Origin of the sequence: Streptomyces liliiviolaceus (genome assembly GCF_018070025.1) — a bacterium.
In the GTDB taxonomy this organism is placed as follows: domain Bacteria; phylum Actinomycetota; class Actinomycetes; order Streptomycetales; family Streptomycetaceae; genus Streptomyces; species Streptomyces liliiviolaceus.
Window position 1 is genome coordinate 884,607 of sequence record NZ_JAGPYQ010000002.1, and the last position, 21,739, is coordinate 906,345.

20 protein-coding genes are annotated in these 21,739 nt (G+C 71.6%); 8 read left to right on the top strand and 12 right to left on the bottom strand.

What is annotated here, in order from left to right; translation table 11 throughout:
• Positions 1-68 precede the first annotated feature (68 nt).
• On the bottom strand, positions 69-461 hold the full coding sequence (locus J8N05_RS39240) for an ankyrin repeat domain-containing protein (protein WP_210891716.1): 393 nt from the start codon (positions 459-461) through the stop codon (positions 69-71).
• 349 nt (positions 462-810) lie between these two features.
• Between J8N05_RS39240 and J8N05_RS39245 the strand changes: the two genes are divergently transcribed.
• Together J8N05_RS39245 and J8N05_RS39250 are read left to right on the top strand one after the other, a co-directional pair.
• Complete coding sequence (locus tag J8N05_RS39245) at positions 811-1,005, top strand: hypothetical protein (protein ID WP_041991757.1); 195 nt, start codon at positions 811-813, stop codon at positions 1,003-1,005.
• A 37-nt stretch (positions 1,006-1,042) separates the two neighbouring features.
• Positions 1,043-2,629, top strand: coding sequence for a hypothetical protein (locus J8N05_RS39250; RefSeq protein WP_247706875.1), 1,587 nt, complete (start codon positions 1,043-1,045; stop codon positions 2,627-2,629).
• A 337-nt stretch (positions 2,630-2,966) separates the two neighbouring features.
• On the opposite strand, the gene J8N05_RS39255 is transcribed toward J8N05_RS39250, so the two are convergent.
• Entirely contained in the window at positions 2,967-4,466 is a 1,500-nt protein-coding gene (locus J8N05_RS39255) for an SCO1417 family PLP biosynthesis transcription factor (protein ID WP_210891718.1), read from the bottom strand.
• 30 nt (positions 4,467-4,496) lie between these two features.
• On the opposite strand from J8N05_RS39255, the gene yczE reads away from it, so the two are divergent.
• The 4 genes from yczE (at position 4,497) to J8N05_RS39275 (ending at position 8,059) form a co-directional block, all read left to right on the top strand.
• Positions 4,497-5,240 (top strand): membrane protein YczE, encoded by a 744-nt coding sequence (gene yczE / locus J8N05_RS39260; RefSeq protein WP_407700003.1) that lies wholly within the window; start codon positions 4,497-4,499, stop codon positions 5,238-5,240.
• Entirely contained in the window at positions 5,237-6,004 is a 768-nt protein-coding gene (locus tag J8N05_RS39265) for a glycerophosphodiester phosphodiesterase (RefSeq protein ID WP_210891722.1), read from the top strand. The genes yczE and J8N05_RS39265 overlap by 4 nt, the downstream gene beginning before the upstream one ends.
• A gap of 63 nt (positions 6,005-6,067) precedes the next feature.
• Positions 6,068-7,429, top strand: a complete 1,362-nt coding sequence (locus J8N05_RS39270) for an MFS transporter (RefSeq protein ID WP_210891724.1) — start codon at positions 6,068-6,070, stop codon at positions 7,427-7,429.
• Between the two features lie 255 nt (positions 7,430-7,684).
• On the top strand, positions 7,685-8,059 hold the full coding sequence (locus J8N05_RS39275; RefSeq protein WP_003977404.1) for an RNA polymerase-binding protein RbpA: 375 nt from the start codon (positions 7,685-7,687) through the stop codon (positions 8,057-8,059).
• A gap of 354 nt (positions 8,060-8,413) precedes the next feature.
• Here J8N05_RS39275 and fxsA read toward each other — a convergent pair whose 3' ends face one another.
• The 4 genes from fxsA to J8N05_RS39295 all read right to left on the bottom strand — a co-directional run bounded on the left by fxsA (position 8,414) and on the right by J8N05_RS39295 (position 12,722).
• A complete protein-coding gene (fxsA, locus tag J8N05_RS39280; protein WP_210891726.1) occupies positions 8,414-9,016 on the bottom strand; it encodes an FxsA family membrane protein in 603 nt (200 codons plus the stop codon).
• Between the two features lie 83 nt (positions 9,017-9,099).
• Complete coding sequence (locus tag J8N05_RS39285; RefSeq protein WP_210891728.1) at positions 9,100-9,867, bottom strand: polyprenol monophosphomannose synthase; 768 nt, start codon at positions 9,865-9,867, stop codon at positions 9,100-9,102.
• Between the two features lie 537 nt (positions 9,868-10,404).
• Entirely contained in the window at positions 10,405-12,051 is a 1,647-nt protein-coding gene (locus J8N05_RS39290; protein WP_210891729.1) for an amidohydrolase, read from the bottom strand.
• A 230-nt stretch (positions 12,052-12,281) separates the two neighbouring features.
• Positions 12,282-12,722 carry an Lrp/AsnC family transcriptional regulator gene (locus J8N05_RS39295; RefSeq protein ID WP_107019623.1) on the bottom strand — a complete coding sequence of 147 codons (441 nt, stop codon included), beginning with the start codon at positions 12,720-12,722 and terminating at the stop codon, positions 12,282-12,284.
• 264 nt (positions 12,723-12,986) lie between these two features.
• Here J8N05_RS39295 and J8N05_RS39300 point away from each other — a divergent pair, with 264 nt between their 5' ends.
• Entirely contained in the window at positions 12,987-13,424 is a 438-nt protein-coding gene (locus J8N05_RS39300; RefSeq protein WP_210891731.1) for a hypothetical protein, read from the top strand.
• A 51-nt stretch (positions 13,425-13,475) separates the two neighbouring features.
• Here J8N05_RS39300 and J8N05_RS39305 read toward each other — a convergent pair whose 3' ends face one another.
• From J8N05_RS39305 to J8N05_RS39315, 3 genes are all read right to left on the bottom strand, one after another.
• Complete coding sequence (locus J8N05_RS39305; protein ID WP_210891733.1) at positions 13,476-14,588, bottom strand: phosphotransferase family protein; 1,113 nt, start codon at positions 14,586-14,588, stop codon at positions 13,476-13,478.
• Between the two features lie 33 nt (positions 14,589-14,621).
• Positions 14,622-15,746: a hypothetical protein gene (locus tag J8N05_RS39310; protein ID WP_210891735.1), complete on the bottom strand. Its 1,125-nt coding sequence runs from the start codon at positions 15,744-15,746 to the stop codon at positions 14,622-14,624.
• A 546-nt stretch (positions 15,747-16,292) separates the two neighbouring features.
• Entirely contained in the window at positions 16,293-17,465 is a 1,173-nt protein-coding gene (locus J8N05_RS39315) for an acyl-CoA dehydrogenase family protein (protein WP_210891736.1), read from the bottom strand.
• Positions 17,466-17,796: 331 nt separating this feature from the next.
• Between J8N05_RS39315 and J8N05_RS39320 the strand changes: the two genes are divergently transcribed.
• Complete coding sequence (locus J8N05_RS39320; RefSeq protein ID WP_210891738.1) at positions 17,797-19,062, top strand: glycoside hydrolase family 18 protein; 1,266 nt, start codon at positions 17,797-17,799, stop codon at positions 19,060-19,062.
• 85 nt (positions 19,063-19,147) lie between these two features.
• On the opposite strand, the gene J8N05_RS39325 is transcribed toward J8N05_RS39320, so the two are convergent.
• From J8N05_RS39325 to J8N05_RS39335, 3 genes are all read right to left on the bottom strand, one after another.
• Positions 19,148-19,807 (bottom strand): TetR/AcrR family transcriptional regulator, encoded by a 660-nt coding sequence (locus J8N05_RS39325; RefSeq protein WP_210891740.1) that lies wholly within the window; start codon positions 19,805-19,807, stop codon positions 19,148-19,150.
• A 113-nt stretch (positions 19,808-19,920) separates the two neighbouring features.
• A complete protein-coding gene (locus J8N05_RS39330; RefSeq protein ID WP_210891742.1) occupies positions 19,921-20,067 on the bottom strand; it encodes an SCO1431 family membrane protein in 147 nt (48 codons plus the stop codon).
• 199 nt (positions 20,068-20,266) lie between these two features.
• Positions 20,267-21,646 (bottom strand): peptidase C39 family protein, encoded by a 1,380-nt coding sequence (locus tag J8N05_RS39335; protein ID WP_210891744.1) that lies wholly within the window; start codon positions 21,644-21,646, stop codon positions 20,267-20,269.
• Positions 21,647-21,739: the final 93 nt, after the last annotated feature.

The window sequence follows — 21,739 nt, forward strand, 5'->3', positions numbered from 1 at the left end:
ACCGCATTTCCGGCGGCCCCGTCCCGCCTCCCCCAAAAAAGCTGTTTCGCCTGGTCAAGGCGGATGGTTCAGTGTGCTCCGAACAGGTCGAGCAGTTCCGCCTTGGCGAACATCCGGGCCGTGTCGACGGCGGACGGCGTCCCCGCCGAGGGGTCCGCGCCCGCGGCCAGGAGGACGCGGATGACCGCGTCCTCGCCCTTGAAGACGGCTCCGGCGAGCGGAGTCTGGCCACGGTCGTTGATACGGTCCGCCTCCGCCCCGCGCTCCAGGAGGGCACCCACGGCGTCGGCGTGGCCGTGATAGGCGGCGAGCATCACGAGCGAGTCGCCGCGGTCGTTCGTGAGGTTGGCCGGAACACCCGCGTCGACGTACGCCACGAGCGCCTCGGTCCGCCCCTGCCGGGCCAGATCGAAGATCTTGGTCGCCAGCTCCACGACCTCGGGGTCGGGCGCTTCACTCATCGACGGGACCGCCTCTCACTGGGGATTACCGGGGATCACTGGGGAATCGCACCGCGGGAGCGGTGCGACGACGAACGGGACTGCGGGAACGTGCGGCCGTAGCGGTGCGACCGTACGGGTGAATCGCCAGAGTACTGGCTTCGCGGGCACATGACCTGGCCCACCCGAGGCAAAGATCACCACGAAACCGACAAATCATCGAGACGGCCACCTAGGGGCCCTGTCGAGCTGACCCACCCGGGTGAAATAAGCAGAATTTCACCCTGTTGCACCTTTTATCGTATGGATACATGCTGTGAGCCTGGAAGTACTCATGGTGACTGTCCCCATCGATCCAGGAGAAACAATCATGATCCTGTCCATGTCAGGCGTGGTCCTGCTCGGCATCATCGTCTTCCTCTTCTTCCGCAAGGACGGCCTCAAGGCCTCGCACGCGATGGTCAGCGCCCTCTTCGGGTTCTACCTCGCGGGCACGGCCATCGCCCCGAGCATCACGGCGGGCGGCGCGAGCCTGGCCGGTCTGCTCGGCGGGATCAAGTTCTGACCTCCACCCCGTTCGCACGCACCTCCAGGAGACAGCAGTGGCCCGCCGCCCCCTCCCCCGCATTCTGAGTACCGGCAGCGCGCAGATCGCCCGCAGCAGGGACCTGGCCCGGACGGCCGCCGACAGCGCCACCGACGTCCTCCACCCGCTGATCACCATCAGCCGTGGACTGCGTCGGCTGGCGGCCGCCGGCCGGCGCAAATGGGCGGAGACCCCCAAGGACCGGCGCGGTCCACTGCTGTTCCTGGTGGCCTCGGTCGTCCTGATCGTGGCCCTCATCCCGTACGGGCCGCTGCTCGCCGTCATCAGCCTGATGGCGGCGGCCGCCTGGCAGGGCAGGGACCGCACCCCGGCCGTGCCCACCGGCCCCGACGACTCGCAGAGCAAGCGTCTGGAGTCCCTCTACGAGGCGCTCGTCCCGTACTTCTCCGTCCCCGAGGACCCCGCCCCGCTCTACGCCCACGGCGGCGAGTGGGGCAAGGCCTTCGACGCGTACGAGTTCGACGACACCGGCCGGGTCTCGCAGCTGTCCGTGCGCTACCCCGCCTACTTCCGGGACGGGGAGGCCGACTCCCGGGCCCGTATCGAGCAACTGCTGCACGCCAAGTCGGGCCGCGGCCGGGAGTACCGCTTCGCGTGGGACGAGGAGAGCAACCAGCTCTCGGTCGCCGTGCTGCCTCCGCTGCCCACCGACATCGCCGCCCAGCGGTTCGTCACGGCACCGGGCGAGACCGTCCTCGGCTTCACCGACCCGGCGGGCGTCCAGCGCACGCTCCCTCTCGACTTCGGCCAGGAGCAGCGGGACGTCCCCCCGGTGGTCTGGCGTACGGGCGTGCGTTCCACCGAGCCGCACCTGCTCGCGGTCGGCGGGCCCGGCAGCGGCACGACCACGCTCCTGCGCTCGATCGCGCTGCAGGCCCTGCGCCACGGTGACGTACTGATCGTCGAGGGCGGCGGTACGGGCGAGTACGCGTGCCTTGCGGGACGCGACGGCGTGCTGGGCATCGAATGCGGTCTTTCGGGGGCGCTGGCGGCTCTCGAATGGGCGGCGCACGAGACGGAGCGGCGGCTCATCACGGCGAACCGTTCCCGGCAGGCGGGGCTGACTCCGCCGGAGGACACGCGGCGTCCGCTGTGGGTCCTCCTGGACCGGCCGACCGCGCTCGGTCACCTCGCGGCGGCCGACAGCCGCAGTGATCCGCAGACCCTCCTCCAGGTGCCGTTGCGTCACGGCCGCGCGGCCGGGGTCACGGTGGTGGTGGCCGAGCAGTTCGACGCCGTGGAGTCGCTCGGCGAGGCGGTGCTGGGGCACACGCGCGCGCGTGTCGTGCTCGGGCCGGCTTCCACGGGGCAGCTCGAAGCGGTGCTGGGGGTGCCGCCGCACACGACTCCCACGGCCGATGTGCCGGCGGGGCGGGGATACGCCCGGCTGGGGGCCGGTCCCGTCCACCGCCTTCAGGTGCCGGCGACTCCGGACCCGTACGACGAGGCGACGAGCGAGACGCATCGCCGGGCGGTCCTGGACCTGCTCCCCCCGGCGGGCACGGCCCCGGAAACCCCGGCGGCCCCCGCCCCCGCCCGCGTCACGGCACCGGGCCCGGTGGGCGTGGCCGCGGAGGGCTGACCGCCGGACATCACCCTCCGGTGCGTTGTGGCTGGCCGCGCAGTTCCCCGCGCCCCTAAAAACCAAAAGACTGCGCAGTTCCCCGCGCCCCTGATGGGGCACAGCCCCTCCCGAGGGGCGCGGGAAACGGCGCGACCAGCCACAACGCACCCGCACCCGACAACCAGCCCGGCCGTCTCAGGGGCGCGGGGAACTGCGCAGCCAGCCACGACGCACCCGCACGTGAAAGCCCGCCGCACCCCCACCCACCCAGGGGCGCGGGGAACTGCGCGACCAGCCACAACGGACCCGCACCCGACGACCCACCCCGGAAGCGCCCCGCCTCACCCCGCCGGCGTCACGCCACGAACGTGCGGGGCGCCTCCACTCCCCCGTTCGCCCCGGACGCGACCAGCCGCGCCGCCGCCCCCAGCCGCGCAGCCGCCTCGTCGGCCACCGCGCCGCCGACGGTGAACGGGAGCCGCACGTACCCCTCGAAGGCCCCGTCCACGCCGAACCGGGGCCCGGACGGCACCCGTACACCCACCCGCTCGCCCACCTCCGCCAGCCGCGACCCGGACAGACCGCCCGTGCGCACCCACAGCGTGAGCCCGCCGCGCGGCACGTCGAACTCCCAGTCCGGGAGTTCCCGGCGCAGCGCCCCCACCAGTGCGTCCCGGTTCTCCCGGGCCTGGTCGCGCCGCACCTCCACGGCCTGCTCCCAGCCGCCCGTGCTGAGCAGCCAGTTCACGGCCAGCTGCTCCAGGACGGGCGTCCCGAGGTCGGCGTACGCGCGCGCCGCGACGAGGCTGCGGATCACGTCGGGCGCGGCACGGACCCAGCCGATCCGCATCCCGGCCCAGAAGGCCTTGCTGGCCGAGCCGACCGTGATGACCGTCGACCCGGCCGGGTCGAACCCGCAGACGGGCCGCGGCAGTTCGAGCCCCTCGTCGAGATGCAGCTCGCTCATGGTCTCGTCCACGACCAGCACGGTCCCGGCCGACCGCGCGGCGTCGACGAGCTCCCGTCGCTGGTTCTCGTCGGCGAGCGCGCCGGTCGGGTTGTGGAAGTCAGCGACGACGTAGGCGAGCCGGGGCGCCGCGTCGCGCAGCACCTGCCGCCAGCGGTCCAGGTCCCAGCCCGCGAGCCCCTCGGCCATGGCGACGGGCACCAGCCGGGCCCCGGCCTCGCGCATCAGCTGAAGGATGTTGGCGTACGAGGGCGACTCGACGGCGATGCGCTCCCCGCGGCCGGCGAAGAGGTGACAGATGGCGTCGATGGCCCCCATGGCCCCGGTGGTCACCATGATCTGCTCGGGCATGGTCGGAATGCCGCGCCGGGTGTACCGGTCGGCGAGGGTCTGGCGCAGCGCAGGCAGCCCCGCCGGATAGTCGCCGTGCGTGTGGGCGTACGGCGGCAGTTCCTCCAAGGCGCCCTGGACGGCGCGGGTGAGCCAGGGTTCGGGCGCGGGCAGGGCCGCGCAGCCGAGGTCGATCATGGAGCCGAGGGTCTCGGGCGGCAGGGGTTCGAGGCCGCGCGCGGGCAGCGGGTTCCCGGCCGGTACGGCGGTCCAGCTGCCCGCGCCCCTGCGGGACTCCAGGAAGCCCTCGGCGCGCAGTGCCTCGTAGGCCGCCGCCACGGTGGTGCGGCTGACGGACAGGGAGAGGGCCAGTTCGCGCTCGGCGGGCAGGCGCGCGGCCACGGGGACGCGGCCTTCGAGGACGAGCAGCCGGATACCGTCGGCGAGGGCGCGGTAGGCGGGCGGGCGGCGCGTGCCGGGGCCCGCGGGGCGCTCCTGCTGGGAGTTGAGCAGCCGGGCGAGCTGGGCGGCTCCCACCGCCGAAGTCCACTGCGCCATGACGACCAGTCCACCTTCCCCGAATTGGCCATGGAAGAGGTTTCTCCTCAAGCCACAGAGTGTCATGAGTCAGTCCACCGGCACCACCGCACCACCTCCAGGGAGCCCACAGTGTCCAGCCCGCCGCCGAGGCACCTCACCCGCCGACTTCTTCAGCTGTACGTGGGACTGGCCCTGTACGGAGTGAGTTCGGCGCTCCTCGTGGAGGCGGGGCTGGGCCTTGAGCCCTGGGGTGTGCTGCATCAGGGCCTCGCCGAGCTGACCGGGCTGACGATCGGTGTGGTGTCGATCGTCATCGGGGCCGTCGTCCTCCTCCTGTGGATACCGCTGCGCCAGCGCCCGGGCCTCGGCACGGTGTCCAACGTCTTCGTGGTCGGCATCGCGATGGACGGCACGCTCGCCCTCCTGCCGGACGCGCACGCCCTGGGGGTCCGGATTCCGCTGATGGTGGCGGGCATCCTGCTGAACGGTGTGGCTACCGGCCTCTACATAGCGGCCCGTTTCGGTCCGGGCCCGCGCGACGGTCTGATGACCGGCTTCCACCGGCGCACCGGCCGCTCGATCCGCCTGGTGCGCACCACCCTGGAGGTGGCCGTGGTCGCGACGGGCTTCGTCCTCGGCGGCACGGTCGGGGTCGGCACGGTCCTGTACGCGCTCGCCATCGGGCCGCTGGCCCAACTGTTCCTGCGGGTGTTCGCCGTCCCTGCGGCATCACCGGACGGCAGCACGGTCGTTGCCGCAGGGCCATCGGAGCAGGCGATACTGCGCGGGTGATCTCGCGCATACGCCACCCCTACCTCGACCATCCCGGGCCCATAGCCTTCGCCCACCGGGGCGGGGCCGCCGACGGCCTGGAGAACACCGTGGCCCAGTTCCGCCGCGCGGTCGAGGCCGGCTACCGGTACATCGAGACCGATGTGCACGCCACGGCGGACGGAAAACTCGTCGCCTTCCACGACGCGACGCTGGACCGGGTGACCGACGGCGCGGGCCGGATAGCGGACCTCCCCTGGGACGACGTACGGCACGCGCGCGTGGCGGGCGCCGAACCGGTCCCCCTCTTCGACGAGCTCCTGGAGACGTTCCCCGACGTCCGCTGGAACGTCGACGTGAAGGCGGAGCCCGCGCTGCTCCCCTTTCTCGACCTGATCCGCTCCACCGGCTCCTGGGACCGCGTCTGCGTCGGTTCCTTCTCCGAGGCGCGGGTCGCCCGGGCGCAACGCCTGGCCGGCCCGCGCCTGGCCACCTCGTACGGCACCAGGGGTGTCCTCGGACTGCGCCTGAAGTCGTGGGGGATGCCCGCCGCGCTGCGGCGCTCGGCGGTCTGCGCGCAGGTTCCCGAGGCGCAGTCGGGCATCCCGGTGGTGGACCGCCGCTTCGTGAACGCAGCCCACGCGCGCGGGCTGCAGGTCCACGTGTGGACGGTCAACGAGCCCGAGCGGATGCACCGGCTTCTGGACCTGGGAGTCGATGGCATCATGACCGATCACATCGAGACGCTGCGCGGGGTCCTCCAGGACCGCGGCACCTGGGCCTGAGCGGTCCCGGCACACCACGCGGTACGCCCTGCCTGGGCACGACACGGGGAAGCGAGGGCACGGGTGGGCACCGACACCGTGCGGGAACGGGCGGCCGACGGAGCCGCCGAACGGCGGCGCGAACAACGCGGCTGGTACTTCTACGACTGGGCCTGCTCCGTCTATTCGACGAGCGTGCTCACCGTGTTCCTCGGCCCCTATCTGACCTCGGTCGCCAAGGCGGCGGCGGACGCGGACGGATTCGTGCACCCGCTGGGGATACCCCTGCGCGCGGGCTCGTTCTTCGCCTACAGCGTGTCCGCGTCCGTGATCCTGTCGATCTTCGTGATGCCCCTGGCGGGCGCGGCGGCCGACCGCAGCGGCCGCAAGAAGCCGCTCCTCGCGCTCTCGGCATACCTGGGCGCCGCGGCCACGGCGGGCATGTTCTTCCTGGACGGCGACCGCTATCTGCTGGGCGGCCTCCTGCTCATAGTGGCCAATGCCTCGCTGGCCGTCTCGATGGTGCTCTACAACTCCTACCTGCCGCAGATCGCCCCGCCCGAGGAGCGCGACGCCGTCTCGTCGAGGGGCTGGGCGTTCGGCTACGCGGCCGGCTCGCTGGTCCTCGTGGCCAACCTCGTGCTCTACAGCGCCCACGACAGCTTCGGTGTCTCGGAGGCGATGGCGGTCCGCATCTGCCTGGCCTCGGCGGGCATCTGGTGGGGCGCCTTCACCCTCGTACCGCTCAAGCGGCTGCGCGACCGCCGGACGGCGGACTCCCCCGCGGGGTCGCCGGGCGCGCCCGGTCGGGGCTGGCGGCAGCTCGCGGCGACGGTGCGCGACATGCGCCGCCAGCCGCTCACCCTCGCCTTCCTCCTGGCGTACCTCGTCTACAACGACGGCATCCAGACGGTCATCTCACAGGCTTCCGTGTACGGGTCCGAGGAGCTGGGCCTCGACCAGTCGACGCTCATCGTCGCCGTGCTGCTGGTCCAGCTGCTCGCGGTGGCCGGAGCCCTCGGAATGGGCCGACTGGCCCGGACGTACGGCGCCAAACGGACCATTCTCGGATCCCTGGTCGCCTGGACCCTCACGCTGGCCGCCGGATATTTCCTGCCCGCGGGGGCGCCCGGCTGGTTCTTCGTCCTCGCGGCGGGCATCGGGCTGGTCCTCGGCGGCAGCCAGGCGCTCTCCCGGTCCCTGTTCTCGCATCTGGTGCCGCCCGGCAAGGAGGCCGAGTACTTCTCCGCGTACGAGATGAGCGACCGCGGCATGAGCTGGCTCGGGCCGCTCCTGTTCGGCGTGACCTACCAGCTGACGGGCAGCTACCGGGACGCGATCATCTCGCTCGTGGCCTTCTTCGTCCTGGGATTCGTGCTGCTCGCGAGGGTTCCGGTGCGGCGGGCGGTGCGCGACGCGGGTAATCCTGTTCCCGCGAGGATTTAGCGCTCAGCGCCAAAGGGCGGTAGTGTACGCGTTTGGCCTGCCAGGCGTACCGTTACTGCGCGTCAAAGATGCCGCAACACCGGGTGACATCTGCTGTCAGATGTGACAAACCGGGCGCAGGTGGGTACAACAACGGGCGGCTACGACGGCGACGCATGTCCCGGAGCGGGAATCTTTACCGCCGACCGGACGTTGACCGGATGACGACGACAGCGACACCTGTCCTGTGGGCGACAAGCCCGGGAGGCACGATTCATGAGTGAGCGAGCTCTTCGCGGCACGCGCCTCGTGGTGACTAGCTACGAGACGGACCGCGGCATCGACCTGGCCCCGCGCCAGGCCGTGGAGTACGCATGCGAGAAGGGCCATCGATTCGAGATGCCCTTCTCGGTGGAGGCGGAGATCCCGCCGGAGTGGGAGTGCAAGGTCTGCGGGGCCCAGGCACTCCTGGTGGACGGCGACGGCCCTGAAGAGAAGAAGGCCAAGCCCGCGCGTACGCATTGGGACATGCTGATGGAACGGCGTACGCGAGAGGAGCTCGAAGAGGTCCTCGAAGAGCGCCTGGCCGTGCTTCGATCCGGAGCCATGAACATTGCGGTCCACCCTCGGGACAGCCGCAAGTCCGCGTAGCCCTTCAGGGGGCTGAGCGGCATACAGCGCACGCACGCGACCGCGGGCGCCGTGTCTTCGGGCACGGTACCTGCGGTTCTGTGCGTTTGCGTGGGACTCGGGTTCGGTTCTGGGTGCGTGCGGGCCCGCTGTGGCTGGGGTTGCGCAGTTCCCCGCGCCCCTAAAGACAAAAGATTGCGCCGTTCCCCGCGCCCCTGGGTATCTCGGCCTCTCCGGCGCCCCCATGCCCCACCCAGCCCCTCCGGCGTTTGAGGAGCGGGGGTTCGGGGGCGGAGCCCCTGAGGTGGTGACGGGAACGGGTAGGGGCGGCGGGGGCGGAAAAAGCCCCCACCCACCCCGGGCGGCGGCCGGCCCTCAGCCGGTCAGAGGCGGGCGCGAGCCCTGATTGTTCCCGTTCTCCCGCTCGCGCGGCACGTCGTCGCGGACGACCTCGCCCTGGACGACCTTCCCGTCAGGACGATGGATCCGAGCCTGCTGAAACGCGTTCCCGAACGACCCCGAAGCCTCCCGCACCTTCCGCTCGAACGTCCGCTCCGCATACCGCGAGAGCGCCTTCTGCACGGGCGGCACCAGCAGAAGCAGCCCGAGCGCGTCGGAGATCAGCCCCGGCAGCATCAGGAGCAGCCCGCCGAGCATCATCAGGCCGTTGCCCTCGGAGTTGGCCCGGCCCTGCGGCAGCGCCCCGCTCTGCTGCTGTTGCAGCGTCTCGCTCAGCGCGCGGAAGGCCCGCCGACCGGCCCGCTTGATGACCACGGCGCCGAGGACGAACCCACCGATCAGCAGCAGAACCACCGCGAACCCGCTCGCCGCGCCCGCCACCACCGTCAGCAGCCAGATCTCCAGCACGAGCCACGCGGCCACGCCCAGGGGCAGGAACCTCAACAGTCGTGAGCGCCGGGGCCGACGAGAGGTGGAGCCGGAGGCGGAGGTGGGCGGGATCGGTGCGCCAGTCGTCATGCCTCCAGTGTGCCTGGCCAGGGCTCAGTACGGCATAAAGCGTAAAGAGGGAGTCAGCCCGGCCTGTGCGACAGGGAGACCGCTCAGGGCTTCTTCCGCCCCAGCACGCGCCCGGCCCGCTCCCCCACACCCCACGTGGTGACCCGCCACAGCGCCTCCACCAGGATGTCGCGGCTCATCTTGGAGTCGCCCAGCTCACGTTCGACGAAGGTGATCGGCACCTCGACGACGTGACAGCCGGCCCGCACGGCCCGGCGGGCCAGGTCGACCTGGAAGCAGTAGCCCTGCGAGGCGACCTCTCCGAGGCCGAGGCGCTCCAGGGTCTCGCGCCGGAAGGCCCGGTAGCCGCCGGTGACGTCACGGATCGGGACGTCGAGCAGGACACGCGAGTACAGGCTTCCGCCGCGCGAGAGGAACTCACGGGACCTGGGCCAGTTCACCACCCGGCCGCCCGGCACCCAGCGCGACCCGAGCACCAGGTCGGCGCCCTTGAGCGCGGTCAGCAGCCGGGGCAGCTCCTCGGGCTGGTGGGAGCCGTCGGCGTCCATCTCGACCAGGACGCCGTACCCGTGTTCCAGGCCCCAGCCGAACCCGGCGAGGTAGGCGGCGCCAAGGCCTTCCTTGCCCTTGCGGTGCAGCACGTGGACGTGTTCGTCCTCGACGGCCAGTTCGTCGGCGAGCTTGCCGGTGCCGTCGGGGCTGTTGTCGTCGGCGATCAGGACGTGCGCCGCGGGTACGGCCGCCCGCACCCGGCCCACGATCCTCTTGATGTTCTCCGCCTCGTTGAAGGTCGGGATGATCACCAAGGTCGTGCCGAGCGGACCGAACCGTCGCTCAACGCCGTCGTTCACAGCTTCCCCTTAAAACTTCCGTGCGAGAGGGGCACCACCATAGCGAGCGCCGCTCTTCCCGCAGGTAAGGCGCCGACTTGAAAAGTCGCACAACGGGGTCGTACGAGGGGAAAAGGGGTCGTACGAGAGCAGGGGAACTGCGGATCGGGGCCCGGCGCCCTTCGGGCCGACCTGGGACCCGCTGGCTGCGGGTCGACCGAAAGCCGTTGTCTACTGAGCGGCCGGGCCCCACCCGGGTCGCACCATCCGGCCGGAACGTTCCCTCGCCCCGTGGCGCGGACGCTGGGCCTGGCTCCCAGTGGTGGTGCGCCGGTGCGGCACACCACCCCTGACCCAACTGCGCTGCGGCGACTGCGCGGAAGTTCACCGGCCGGACGTCCGGTGGTGGACCCGGCCGAACCTACCGGCCACCTGCCGCTCACTGTCAACAGTCGTTCCACCTGCGGGTTTTCCAAGAAACGGCTGGTCAGCGCCGAGGATGCGCAGGTCGCGCGACAGCCCGTCGGACCATGATCGGCGCCGCGCCACCCCGGGACATCACTCGTCCGGCCGTACGAATACGGTTCGACCGGCCACCACGGTGCGCAGACAGACCGGCAGGTCCGCACCGGGTGACAGGTCGGGCAGTCCCGGGGTGCCCGAGCGGGGGTCGGTCGACCAGCGGGCCACCCGGTCGTCCGGGGCCTGGACCACGAGTTCCTCGGTGCGCCACACCGCGTAGTCCGCGGGCGCGCCCGGCACCAGGGACCCCGCGTCGTCCCGTCCGACCGCCCGCCAGCCGCCCCGCGTGTGCGCCGTGAAGGCGGCGCGGACGGACACCCGGTGTTCGGGCGTTCGATGGAAGGCGGCGGCTCGGACCGTGCCCCAGGGGTCGAGCGGGGTGACGGGGCTGTCGGAACCGAAGGCGAGCGGCACGCCGGCGCGCAGGAGGGCGGCGTAGGGATTGAGCGTACGGGCGCGCTCGGCGCCCAGACGCTCGGCGTACATGCCCTCCTCGCCGCCCCACAGGGCGTCGAAGGCCGGCTGGACGGAGGCGGTGAGGCCGAGGTCGGCGAAACCGGCGATCGTCTCGGGCGTGAGCATCTCGGCATGCTCGACGCGGTGCCGGGCGGCGCGTACGCGGGCCAGGCCGACCTTCTCGGCGGCTGCGCGCATGCCGTCGACCACGGAGGCCACGGCGGCGTCCCCGATGGCGTGGAAGCCCGCCTGGAGCCCCGCCTCGGTGCACGCCACGACGTGGGCGGCGACGGCGTCGGTGTCCAGGTAGGCGGTGCCGGTGTGTTCCGCGTCGGTGTAGGGCCGGTGCAGACAGGCCGTGTGGGAACCGAGAGCTCCGTCCACGAAGAGGTCGCCCGCCGCGCCGGCCGCTCCCAGGGCGCGGGCCTTCGCCACGTCCTGCTCGGCCCAGTAGCCGACGACGCGGGGGCCCGCCTCCTCGGCGGCGAGCCGCAGCAGCCCGGTGAAGTCGTCCTCGGAGGAGATCTCGGGGCCCGCGCACTCGTGCACCGAACCGATCCCGAGCGAGGCGGCGTGCCGCAGGGCAGCACGCTGGGCCTCCGCACGCTGCGCCGGAGTCACGGCTGCGAACGCGGCGGCGCGTACGGCGTGATGGGCGTCGCGGGTGAGGGGTTCGCCGTCCTGGAACCCGGACGCGCCGCGGACGCCCGGCGTCATGTCCAGCAGGGCCGTGGTGGCGACGGCCGAGTGGACGTCGATCCGGCTGAGGTAGAGCGGCCGGCCGCCGGTGGCCCCGTCCAGCTCGTCGCGCCGCGGGGGGCGCCGCTCGGGCCAGCGGGAGGCGTCCCAGCCGTGGCCGAGGAGCACCCGGTCGTCGGGGCGGGAGGCGGCGAAGTCCCGTACGCGGGCCAGGGCGTCGCCGAGGGTGCGGGTGCCGGAGAGGTCGAGGCCGGTGAGGGCGAGACCGGTGGCCGTGGTGTGCACGTGTGCGTCGGTGAACGCCGGGGTGACGAGCGCCCCTTCGAGGTCGACCACCTCGTCCACGCCGTCCGAGAACGCGTCGGCGGCGCCCTCCGACCCGACCCAGGCGACCTGTCCGCGCTCCACGACCATCGCGGTGGCGAACGGGTCGGCGGGACTGTGGACTTCACCGCCCCGCAGCAGCACGGTACGGGGAGCCCCTGGGTCAATACGGTCCGACTCGAAATCGGTGGTGCTGTCGCTCATGCGACCAGTCTCGCCCCTGGGCGAGGCCCCCCATCGCGCGGCCCCCGCCAGCCGGGCCCCGCCAGGGGCGCGAGGAACGGCGCGACCAGCCACGAAGGGCCCGCAGACACCTCAGGCACGCGCGGCACCCGCCCCTCAGGGGCGCGGGGAACGGCGCGACCGGCCCCCACCGGCCCGCGGACACACCACACACCCCGGCCAGAAGACCCGCGCCCCGACAGGAACCCGCGTCAGATCTTCGGCGGCCGAGCCTCGTACGGCGTGGACAGGACCACCGTCGTCCGCGTGGACACCCCCGCCAGCGACCGCAGCCGCGCAAGCAGCTCCTCCAGCTCGTGCGGAGTGGCGACACGCACCTTCAGGATGTAGTTTTCGTCGCCGGCCACGCTGTGGCACGCCTCGATCTCCGGCACCCCCGCCAGTCGCTCGGCGATGTCGTCCGGCGCACTGGGATCGAACGGTTTCACCGAGATGAACGCCGTCAGCGGCAGCCCCACCGCCTCCGGGTCGACGACCGCGGCATAGCCGCGGATGACGCCGCGCTGCTCCAGCCGGCGCACCCGCTGATGCACGGCCGAAGTGGACAGGCCCGTGGCCTTGCCCAGGTCGGTGTAGCTCATCCGCCCGTCTTCGACGAGCAGCTGCACGATGTGGCGGTCCAGCTCCTCCATGGCGGAGAACCTACAGTGCCCTTGATCCCCCCGGGAACCAGCGGCGCAGGTCATGCCCGCCCCGCGACGCGGTCGGACCTGCCCGGCGGCGCACGTGGGGTACGAATCAGCCGAGTAGGGCACCTGCGGGCAGCATGTGACGAACACCACATGACACCGCCCGCTTCCGTGATGTTCTCGTGATTACCGCGCAGACGGGACGGGAAGTGCTTGCTGTGGCCGAGGTCGCAGCACCTTGTCGGCCCATCCGAGGGGGAGTAACCCATGCAGAGTCTCAAGCGTCTTGGACGTACCGCGCCCAAGCGGCAGCAGTCGGTCTTCGAACCCGAGCCGGAGGGCGTCGAACCGGACGCCCTGGACGGCGAGGAGCTCGACGCGTACGACACCTTCGAGATGTACCGGGTGATCTGCCCGGACTGCGCGCAGCCCATCGCGCTGCTGGCGGACGAGGAGCGCCTGCCGGAGCACGCGCTCTGCGCGTCGCCGTGGAACCCCTTCGGGCTCACGGTCTGCGCCGGTACGGGCCGCGCGGCGGCCGACGCCCAGCCCGCCGACGAGACGGTCGGGATCCAGGAGCAGGAAACCGCCCTGCTGTTGACGCTCCCCCAGGGACTCGACTGGCGGACCCAGCCCTTCTCGCACGTCGGGGGCCCCGGCTCGCGCCCCATGCGGGTGCCGGTGATGCGGCGCCTGGCCGCCTAGGACCCGCCCGGCCCCTCACGGCTCAGACCCCGCCGAAGCGCTGAAGGGTCCTCAGTCCCTGTAATCGCCCTGCACCATGGCCCGCAGGCTGTCGTGGTGCAGGATCAGCGTGTCCGGATCCGCCGGTACGCCGCTCTCGCCGAAGTGCACCTGCCGGTAGGCGACGCGCAGCATGACGACGGCGTGCCGCAGGGCGGCGTACAGGATGTGGAAGTCCATGTCCCGGGGTGTGTGGCCGGTGAGTTCGGCGTAGCGCGCCTCGGTCCGGTCCCTGCGGAGGAAGCCGGGCAGTCCGTGCTGCCCGAAGCTTTCCGTGAGGTCCTGGAAGAAGCGGTGCAGGTAGATCATCCAGCCGAGGTCGACCTCGCGCGGGCCCAGTGCCGCCATCTCCCAGTCGAGGACGGCGGCGGGCTCGAAGCCGTCGTAGACGACGTTCCCGATGCGCGCGTCGCCCCAGCTGAGCACCGTCTCGCCCTCGTCGCGCGGCCAGAGCGCGTCGAGGCGGTCGAAGGCGTCCTCGATGAGCGGCGAGCGTGACAGCCCGTCAACGACCCATGCGTAGTAGGCGCGTTGGGCTTCGACATGGCGGCGCAGGGGGCTCCCCGCTCCGCGCGCCGCGAGGAATCCGGCTTCTTTCACCGGCACCTGGTCGTGCAGCCGGGAGAGGAGGCCGACCGACGCGGCCTCCAGCCGTTCGCGCTCGGCCCCGCTCGCGGCGTGCAGCCAATTGCCCTCGTACGTATAGGGCATGACGTCGGGCGGTACGCGTCCCTCGACGCGCTCCATGACGAAGAAGGGCGCCCCGAGCGGCCCCGGGTCCTCCTCCAGCCACAGCACGCGGGGCACGGGGACGTCCGTGCGGTCCGCGACCAGCCGCATGACGCGGTACTGCCGCGGCATGTCGTAGACCGGGAAGACGGTGTACGCCGCCGGGTCCGCCGCGAGCCTCAACGCGCAGGCGCGGAGCGGGGGTTCGGGGTGCTCGATGTCGAAGAGCAGGGTCTCGCTCGACATTCCGTTGGAGGCGGGGACACGGACGTCGACCGCCCCGGCTCCGGGCAGCCGTGCGGCGAGCCACGCGGTGAGCCGCCGTGCGATCTCCTCCGGATCACGGGTCGTCGTACGAGGGCGAGGACGGGGACTGGGACGGGGCGCTTCAGCCATGCCACCACTCCTTCGCGACCCGCACGTTCGTCCTCACGGGGCGACCGAGTCGAACCCGGTGAACCCGCTCGGGTCGTGCCGCCCGAACGAGCCGTGCTCGAAGATCCCGTACCCGGTGCGCCCGTCCAGGGTGAAGCGGGCCGCGTGGTCGGTCACCCCGTACGCGGCGAGTCCGAGGGCGGCCGGGTCCGAGAGGTCGTACGCGCGGCGGTCGGTCCAGCCCCTGCCCTGCCAGGTGCCGTGCTGCCAGTCCTCGGCGGGCGGATAGCCGGCGCCGACGGCGAGCGGCGAGGAGGCCAGGATCTCAACGCCCAGTTCGAGCGGCTTGCGGGGGTCGCCGAGGTGGACGGTCGCCCTCTCCGGGTGCCGGGTGCCGCTCCGGTAGGCGATCTCCGCCCGGGGCCAGCCGAGTTGACGGTCGCGCCGCCCGGCCCGTACGAGGGTCGCGTCGTTCAGGGTCCGGTAGCCGTCGGCGTCCTCCTGGGTGACGACCATCAGGAACCGGTCGTCGAAGCGGACCGGGCACCAGAGCCAGTGGAAGCCCTCGGTCCGGTGTTCCTCGGCCAGCCGGCCGCCCTCCTCGCCGGGCAGCGGACGGGTGCCCCAGCTGCGGTCGCGGGTGCCGGTCCAGCCGTCGCCGGACAGCCGTGTCTCCTGCCCCGCGACCTTGATCCAGCCGTCGCACCGGCCCGCCTGGACGAAGCGCCTGCCCTCCAACGTGAGGCGGGCGCCACGGCGTTGCAGGTGATGCGGCTCCCACAGGGCGGGGAAGTCCGCGGACCAGGTGATCTCGTACGACAGTCCGTCCGGGTCGTCGGGGTCGGCCGCACAGCTCAGGACGAAGTTCCTGAGCGGGCGCTCGACCTGTATCCGGAGCGGTCCCACGGACAGGCGCATCCGCTCGTCGTCGTCGAGGGCGTCCGAGGCGCGCACGGCGTGCAGGGTGTCCCCGACGCGCAGGGTCGCGTACGCGTCGATGACGCCCACGTTCGGATACACCCCGAGTCCCAGGACGAGCAGCGCCCGCCCCTGGTGGTCGAAGACATGGAAGATGCAGCGGTCGTAGGCGTTCCGGTCCCCCGTCGCCACGTGCTTCATCGAGAGGGGGACCTGGTGCACGGGGTACTCGTCGAGGGCTACGGGACGGTCGTCGGGCATCGGCTGCCTCCCGAGGTACGCGGCACGGGGGAGATGACGGTACGTCAGATGAGCGTGCGGGGCCAGAGTCCGGCAGCCCTTCGCGGCGTCGGAACCCCCGCGAACGCACAGGCGAATTCGCCAGTCGGTGACCTGCCCGCCCCGCAGCACGTTGGCCCGGTATGACCCCTTCGTACGCAGAGACATACGCCGAGACGGGCCGTCGTCGCGGGTTTCTTCCTCCCCCGGCAGAATCGGTTTCCCAGGGGACTCAAGGGACGCAGCAGCCTCAGGAGAACCCGGCGCACCAGGCGCCCCAGGAGACACAGTGGACGCGAGTGCTGCAGGCGCCCGCACCCCAGGAGTCGCAGGGGTATCAGGGATCACAGGGGGTTCAGGGAGTTCAGAGGGTTCACGGGGTTCAGGGGCCCCACGAACCCGTGGACCCGCCCATCTATCGCGCCATGATGCGCGCCTGGTCCGACCGCGGCCGGACGCTGCCGGGCCGCCACGACCCGGAGTGGTCCCGGCTCGTGGCTCCCTCGGCGATGTACGCGTACGGACGGTTCAGCGGGACTCGGGACCAGCGAGGTGACGGGCGATGACCATCCGCTGGATCTGATTGGTGCCCTCGACGATCTGCAGCACCTTGGCCTCGCGCATGTACCGCTCGACGGGGAAGTCCGCGGTGTAGCCGTACCCGCCGAGCACCTGTACGGCGTCGATCGTGACCTGCATCGCGGTGTCGGTGCAGAACAGCTTCGCCATGGCCGCCTGCCGGGCGAAGGGCCGTCCCGCGTCCCGCAGCCGGGCCGCGGTGAGATACAGCGAACGGCCCGCCTCGATCCGCGTCGCCATGTCCGCCAGCATGAAGCGCAGGCCCTGGAAGTCCGCGATCGGCCGGCCGAACTGCTCGCGCCCCGTCGCGTAGGCGACCGCCTCGTCCAGCGCCGCCTGGGCGACCCCGACGGCGCACGCCGCGATACCGAGCCGCCCGGAGTCCAGTGCGGACAGGGCGATCGCGAAGCCCTGCCCCTCCTCGCCGATGCGCCGGCTGTCGGGGATCCGGACCCCGTCGAAGTGCACCTGGGCGGTGGGTGAGCCCTTCATGCCCATCTTCTTCTCGGGCACCGCGGCGCTCAGGCCCTCGGCGTCGCCGGGCACCAGGAACGCCGTGATGCCCCGCGCCCCCTCGCCACCGGTCCGGGCGAGCACGGTGCAGAAGTCCGCGACCCCGCCGTGCGTGATCCAGGCCTTGGTCCCGTCGAGCACCCAGGAGTCGCCGTCGCGCACGGCCTTCGTCCGCAGGGACGCCGCGTCCGAGCCGGACGCCGGCTCGGAGAGGCAGTAGGCGCCCAGGAGGCCGCCACCGAGCATGTCCGGGAGGTGCTCGACCTGCTGCTCCTTGGTGCCGTAGTTGGCCAGGGCGTGGCAGGCGAGCGAGTGCACGCTGACCCCGAGGCCCACGGTGAGGCGGGCGGCGGCGAGCTCTTCGAGGACCTGGAGGTAGACCTCGTACGGCTGGTCGCCGCCGCCGTACTCGGAGTCGTACGGAAGGCCGAGCAGTCCCGATTCCGAGAGCAGGGTGAAGATCTCCCGCGGGAAGCGTCCCGCGTCCTCCTCCTCGGCCGCCTTCGGGGCGATCTCGCGCTGCGCGATGTCGCGGACGAGCGAGATCAGATCCCGGGCCTCGTCCGTGGGCAGTTGACGGTCCACCGGCTGCGGGGCGCGGTCGGGCATGGCGACGATCCTCCCTGTCGGGCACTTCGGCGGGCGCACACCTGGGTGGGGTTGCGCCGCCGGGTCTCACTGAGCACCGGCGATGCTCGCGCCTCCGGGTCGCGGAAGCGCCTGATCAGCGGCTGTGCGCAGTGAGTATGCCCGATCGGAGGCATCGAGTCACCAGTTAACGACCGCTTACTCAAGAGTAAAGAATCACCGTGCGGAATTCCTGTCGGGAATTGGTCCGAACCATTGACCAACTGGTCTAGTCCTCCTACTGTTTCGCTCCGACGCTTCACCGCGTCCATGCCGATCGGCGCATGTTCCCCTCTCCCCCACGAGGAGTCCGATGCTCAGCTCATTCCGCCCTCGCGTCCGTTTCCGGGCGCTCCTGTCCGCCGCGTGTTGCGCCGCCCTCGGCGCGGGGCTGCTCGCCGGCGCGGGCACGGCCACCGCCACGACCGGGAAGGCCGCCACCCCCACGGCGGCCTCGGCGGCCTCGACCGCGGCGGCCGGTTCCAAGGTCGTCGGCTACTTCACCGAATGGGGCACGTACGACCGGAAGTACCTGGTCAAGAATGTGGAGACGTCCGGCTCCGCGGCCAAGCTCACGCACATCAACTACGCCTTCGGCAATGTCACCGGCGGCAAGTGCGCGATGGGCGACTCCTACGCGGCCACCGAGCGGACCCACACCGCGGCCGAGTCGGTCGACGGGGTCGCGGACACCTGGGACCAGCCCCTGCGCGGCAACTTCAACCAGCTGCGCGAGCTGAAGAAGAAGCACCCGAACCTCAAGATCCTGTGGTCCTTCGGCGGCTGGACCTGGTCCGGCGGCTTCACGGAGGCGGCCAAGAACCCGGCGGCCTTCGCCCAGTCCTGCTACGACCTGGTCGAGAACTCGAAGTGGGCCGATGTCTTCGACGGCATCGACATCGACTGGGAGTACCCCAACAGCTGCGGCCTCAGCTGTGACACCAGCGGACGGGCCGCGTACAAGAACCTGATGTCGGCCGTCCGCGCCAAGTTCGGCGGCTCGGCGCTGGTCACCTCGGCGATCCCGGCCGACGCCACCGCCGGCGGCAAGCTCGACGCGGCGGACTACGCGGGCGCGGCCCAGTACGTCGACTGGTACAACCCGATGACGTACGACTTCTTCGGTGCCTGGGACGCGACCGGCCCCACGGCTCCGCACTCCGCGCTGAACTCCTACTCGGGGATCCCGAAGGCGGAGTTCCACACCTCCGCCACCATCGCCAAGCTCAAGGGCATGGGCATCCCGGCCTCGAAGCTGCTGCTCGGCATCGGCTTCTACGGACGCGGCTGGACCGGAGTCACCCAGGCGGCGCCCGGCGGCTCGGCCACCGGACCGGCGGCGGGTACGTACGAGCAGGGCATCGACGACTACAAGGTGCTCAAGACGAAGTGCCCGGCCACGGGCACGGTGGGCGGCACCGCGTACGCCAAGTGCGGCAGCGACTGGTGGAGTTACGACACCCCGTCGACCATCGCCGGGAAGATGAGCTACAAGAACGCACAGGGTCTGGGCGGCACGTTCTTCTGGGAGCTGAGCGGTGACACGACGAACGGCGAACTGATCAAGGCGATCAACTAGCGCCCCCGGTAAGGCGGTCGGGGCGGGAACCGGAAACGGTTCCCGCCCCGACCGCCGTCTCGGGCCGGATCTCAGCCCGGATGTCTCAGGTGGTGCGGCGCGCGGCCTGCGGGGCCGGGTAGGAGACGTCCAGCTCCTCGATGGCCCGCATCGTGCCGCCGAGCATCTTCACCAGCAGCTCGCGCATCAGATCGCGCGGCAGCCCGCGGTGGTCGATCCAGTCGAGGGTGGCGCCCTCCACACTGCACAGCCAGCCCAGCAGCGCGGTGCGCGGGAGCGGGCCGACATCGCGTCGCCCGTACGCCCCTTCGGCGATCGTCTCGACGATGGCTTCGCGCACACCGTCGCGGATGGCGAGCACCTCGGCGTCGAAGCCGACACCGCCGCTGATGATGGTCCGGTACGCGGCCTGGTTGTGCTCGGCGTAGCGCAGATAGCCGTCGATGGTGCGGTGCACCCGCTCTTCCGGGGGCAGTTCGAGACCACTGGCCGCCCGGGAGATCAGCTCGGCCACCGAGTCCTCGACGATCGCCAGGTAGTAGCCGCGCTTGGAACGGAAGTAGTAGTAGATCAGTCCCTTGGCGACATGCGCCTGCTTGGCGATGTCGTCCATCGACAGGGCGTCGTAGGACGTGTCGGCGAACAACTTCCGCCCGATGACGATGAGTTCGGCACGGCGCGCCAGGGAACGGTCGGTTCCGCGCGCTCCGGGGCGGTCGACACCGCGCTGTGGACTGTTAGTCAATTCCGGACCTGGTCTCCAACCGCGAGCGGGACTTCCGCAGTATGGCAGAGCCGTACGAGCAGCCTGTTCGAGTCTCTTCGACTCTGCGCGACCGGCCGGTCGTGGTCCTGGCGTCAGACCAGGCCGAGCTGCGTCACGAACATCGCGAGCACCAGCACGAAGGTCCAGCCCATGACGTGCTCAAGGATCTTCGGGCCGTCGTCCTTGGGGCCGCCCGTCCGGGCGCGGACCTGTCCGGCGGTGACAGAGGTAGTGGTCATGGCGGCTCACTCACGGTCGGTTCTCGATGGACTCCCCCGCCGGTTCGGACGGACTTGTCCCACCGGTTCGTCCACCTTGCCATCGGATCGGGCTTTTGCGGGGGAGAGCTTGGTCACCCGCGGCCGGCCGGTGTGGCACACGCCACAGGGGCGGCTCCGCCGTTGCGGGGCCGCCCCTGTGCCGTACGGGCCTTCGGGCTCAGCGCACGCCCACCGCCGCCAGGGCCTTGCGCTGGGCCTCCGTGGGGTGGGCCGGGAAGTAGAGGTAGCAGACCCCGCCGGTGCCGGAGACGACGTTCCCGGCGGCGTTGTACCTCTTGGTCCTGAGCCAGATGTTCTCCCACTCGCGCCGCTTGTAGACGCGCCGCACCGCGTCGTTGTCCGGCGAGTTCGGGTCGTTGGCGATCACGTCGCCGTCGGCGGTGAAGCCGATGACCGTCATCAGGTGCCCGGCCGTGCCGTACCCCGCGCCGGTCAGTTCGGACGCGAGGAACGACTGGGACGTGATGGCCGGCACACCGGCGGCGATCAGCGTCTCCAGATCAGCGAGCGACCGGAGCCGGGTCACCACGCCCTGCAGATCCTTGTACGTGGCGGCGTACGCGGCGTTGAAGGGCCAGTTGCCGCAGCCGTCGTACTGGTAGTCGAAGGTGAACCGCGCCGCGTGGCACACCTGCGGGTCCGCGTACTCGGGCTTGACCCAGGCCAGGTCCGCGGCCGTGGGTTTCCGCCCCCAGTACTCGATGATCATCTGGGAGGAGGTGGGGCTGCACCAGGCCTCGCCGCCGTTGTCGTACTCGGGGTACTGGCCGACGTGGATCTCCTGCGAGTAGCGCGGCACCTTCAGTTCCCGCGCGAGACCGGGCGCCGACGCCGGGACGGTGAAGCGGTCGGGGATGTCGGAGCCCATCGCGCCGAGCCGCCACACGGTCGGCGTGGCCTTGGTCCCGGGCTTGCGGTGGAGGGTCAGCCGCAGCCGGTACGCCACCAGGCGCAGCCCGGAGGCCGGGTCGTCGATGGCGAAGGTGTCCGTCCAGACCGTGCTCCTCCCGTCGCTCTGGTCGTCGACCGAGGTCCGCCGGATGTCCTGGTCACCGGCCGCCCAGCGGCCCATCACGTACCAGGGGGTGTCCGTGCCGTCGGAGTACGTGCCCGTCAGCTCGATCTGCAGCCAGGTGCCCGCCGGGGTCCGCGCGTTCCAGGAGGCGATGACCTCGGTGGAGGGGACCGCGAGGCGGTGGACCGGGGAGGTCCAGCGGGCGTACTCCCAGGTGGCGGTCGTGCCGGTGTGCGGGTCCGGGTAGTCGGTGCGGCCCTCCGGGGTCCGGATCTCCAGGCCGGGACGGTCCCCCTGCACGGCCCGGGTCCCCTCCGCGGTGCCGCCGCGCCAGTCGGCGTACGAGATCCAGGCATGGTTGTCCACGAGGCCGGAGGGTGCTTTCGACGAAGGGGCGGCCGGTGTTCTCGTGGGGCGCGCGGCCGGGCTCGCGGCGGCCGCCGGGCTGGCCGTTCCGGCGGCGGCAGCTGCCACGGCAGCGGCCAGGACGGTTCTGCGGGACGGCTGTTCGGCTCTGGTCATGGACGGAAGACCCCCAGGTGTCCGGAACGGGCTGGTCCAGTGCGTGGACGATGCGTGGGTACGCGTGTGCGGGTGTGGGCCAACTATGGAACG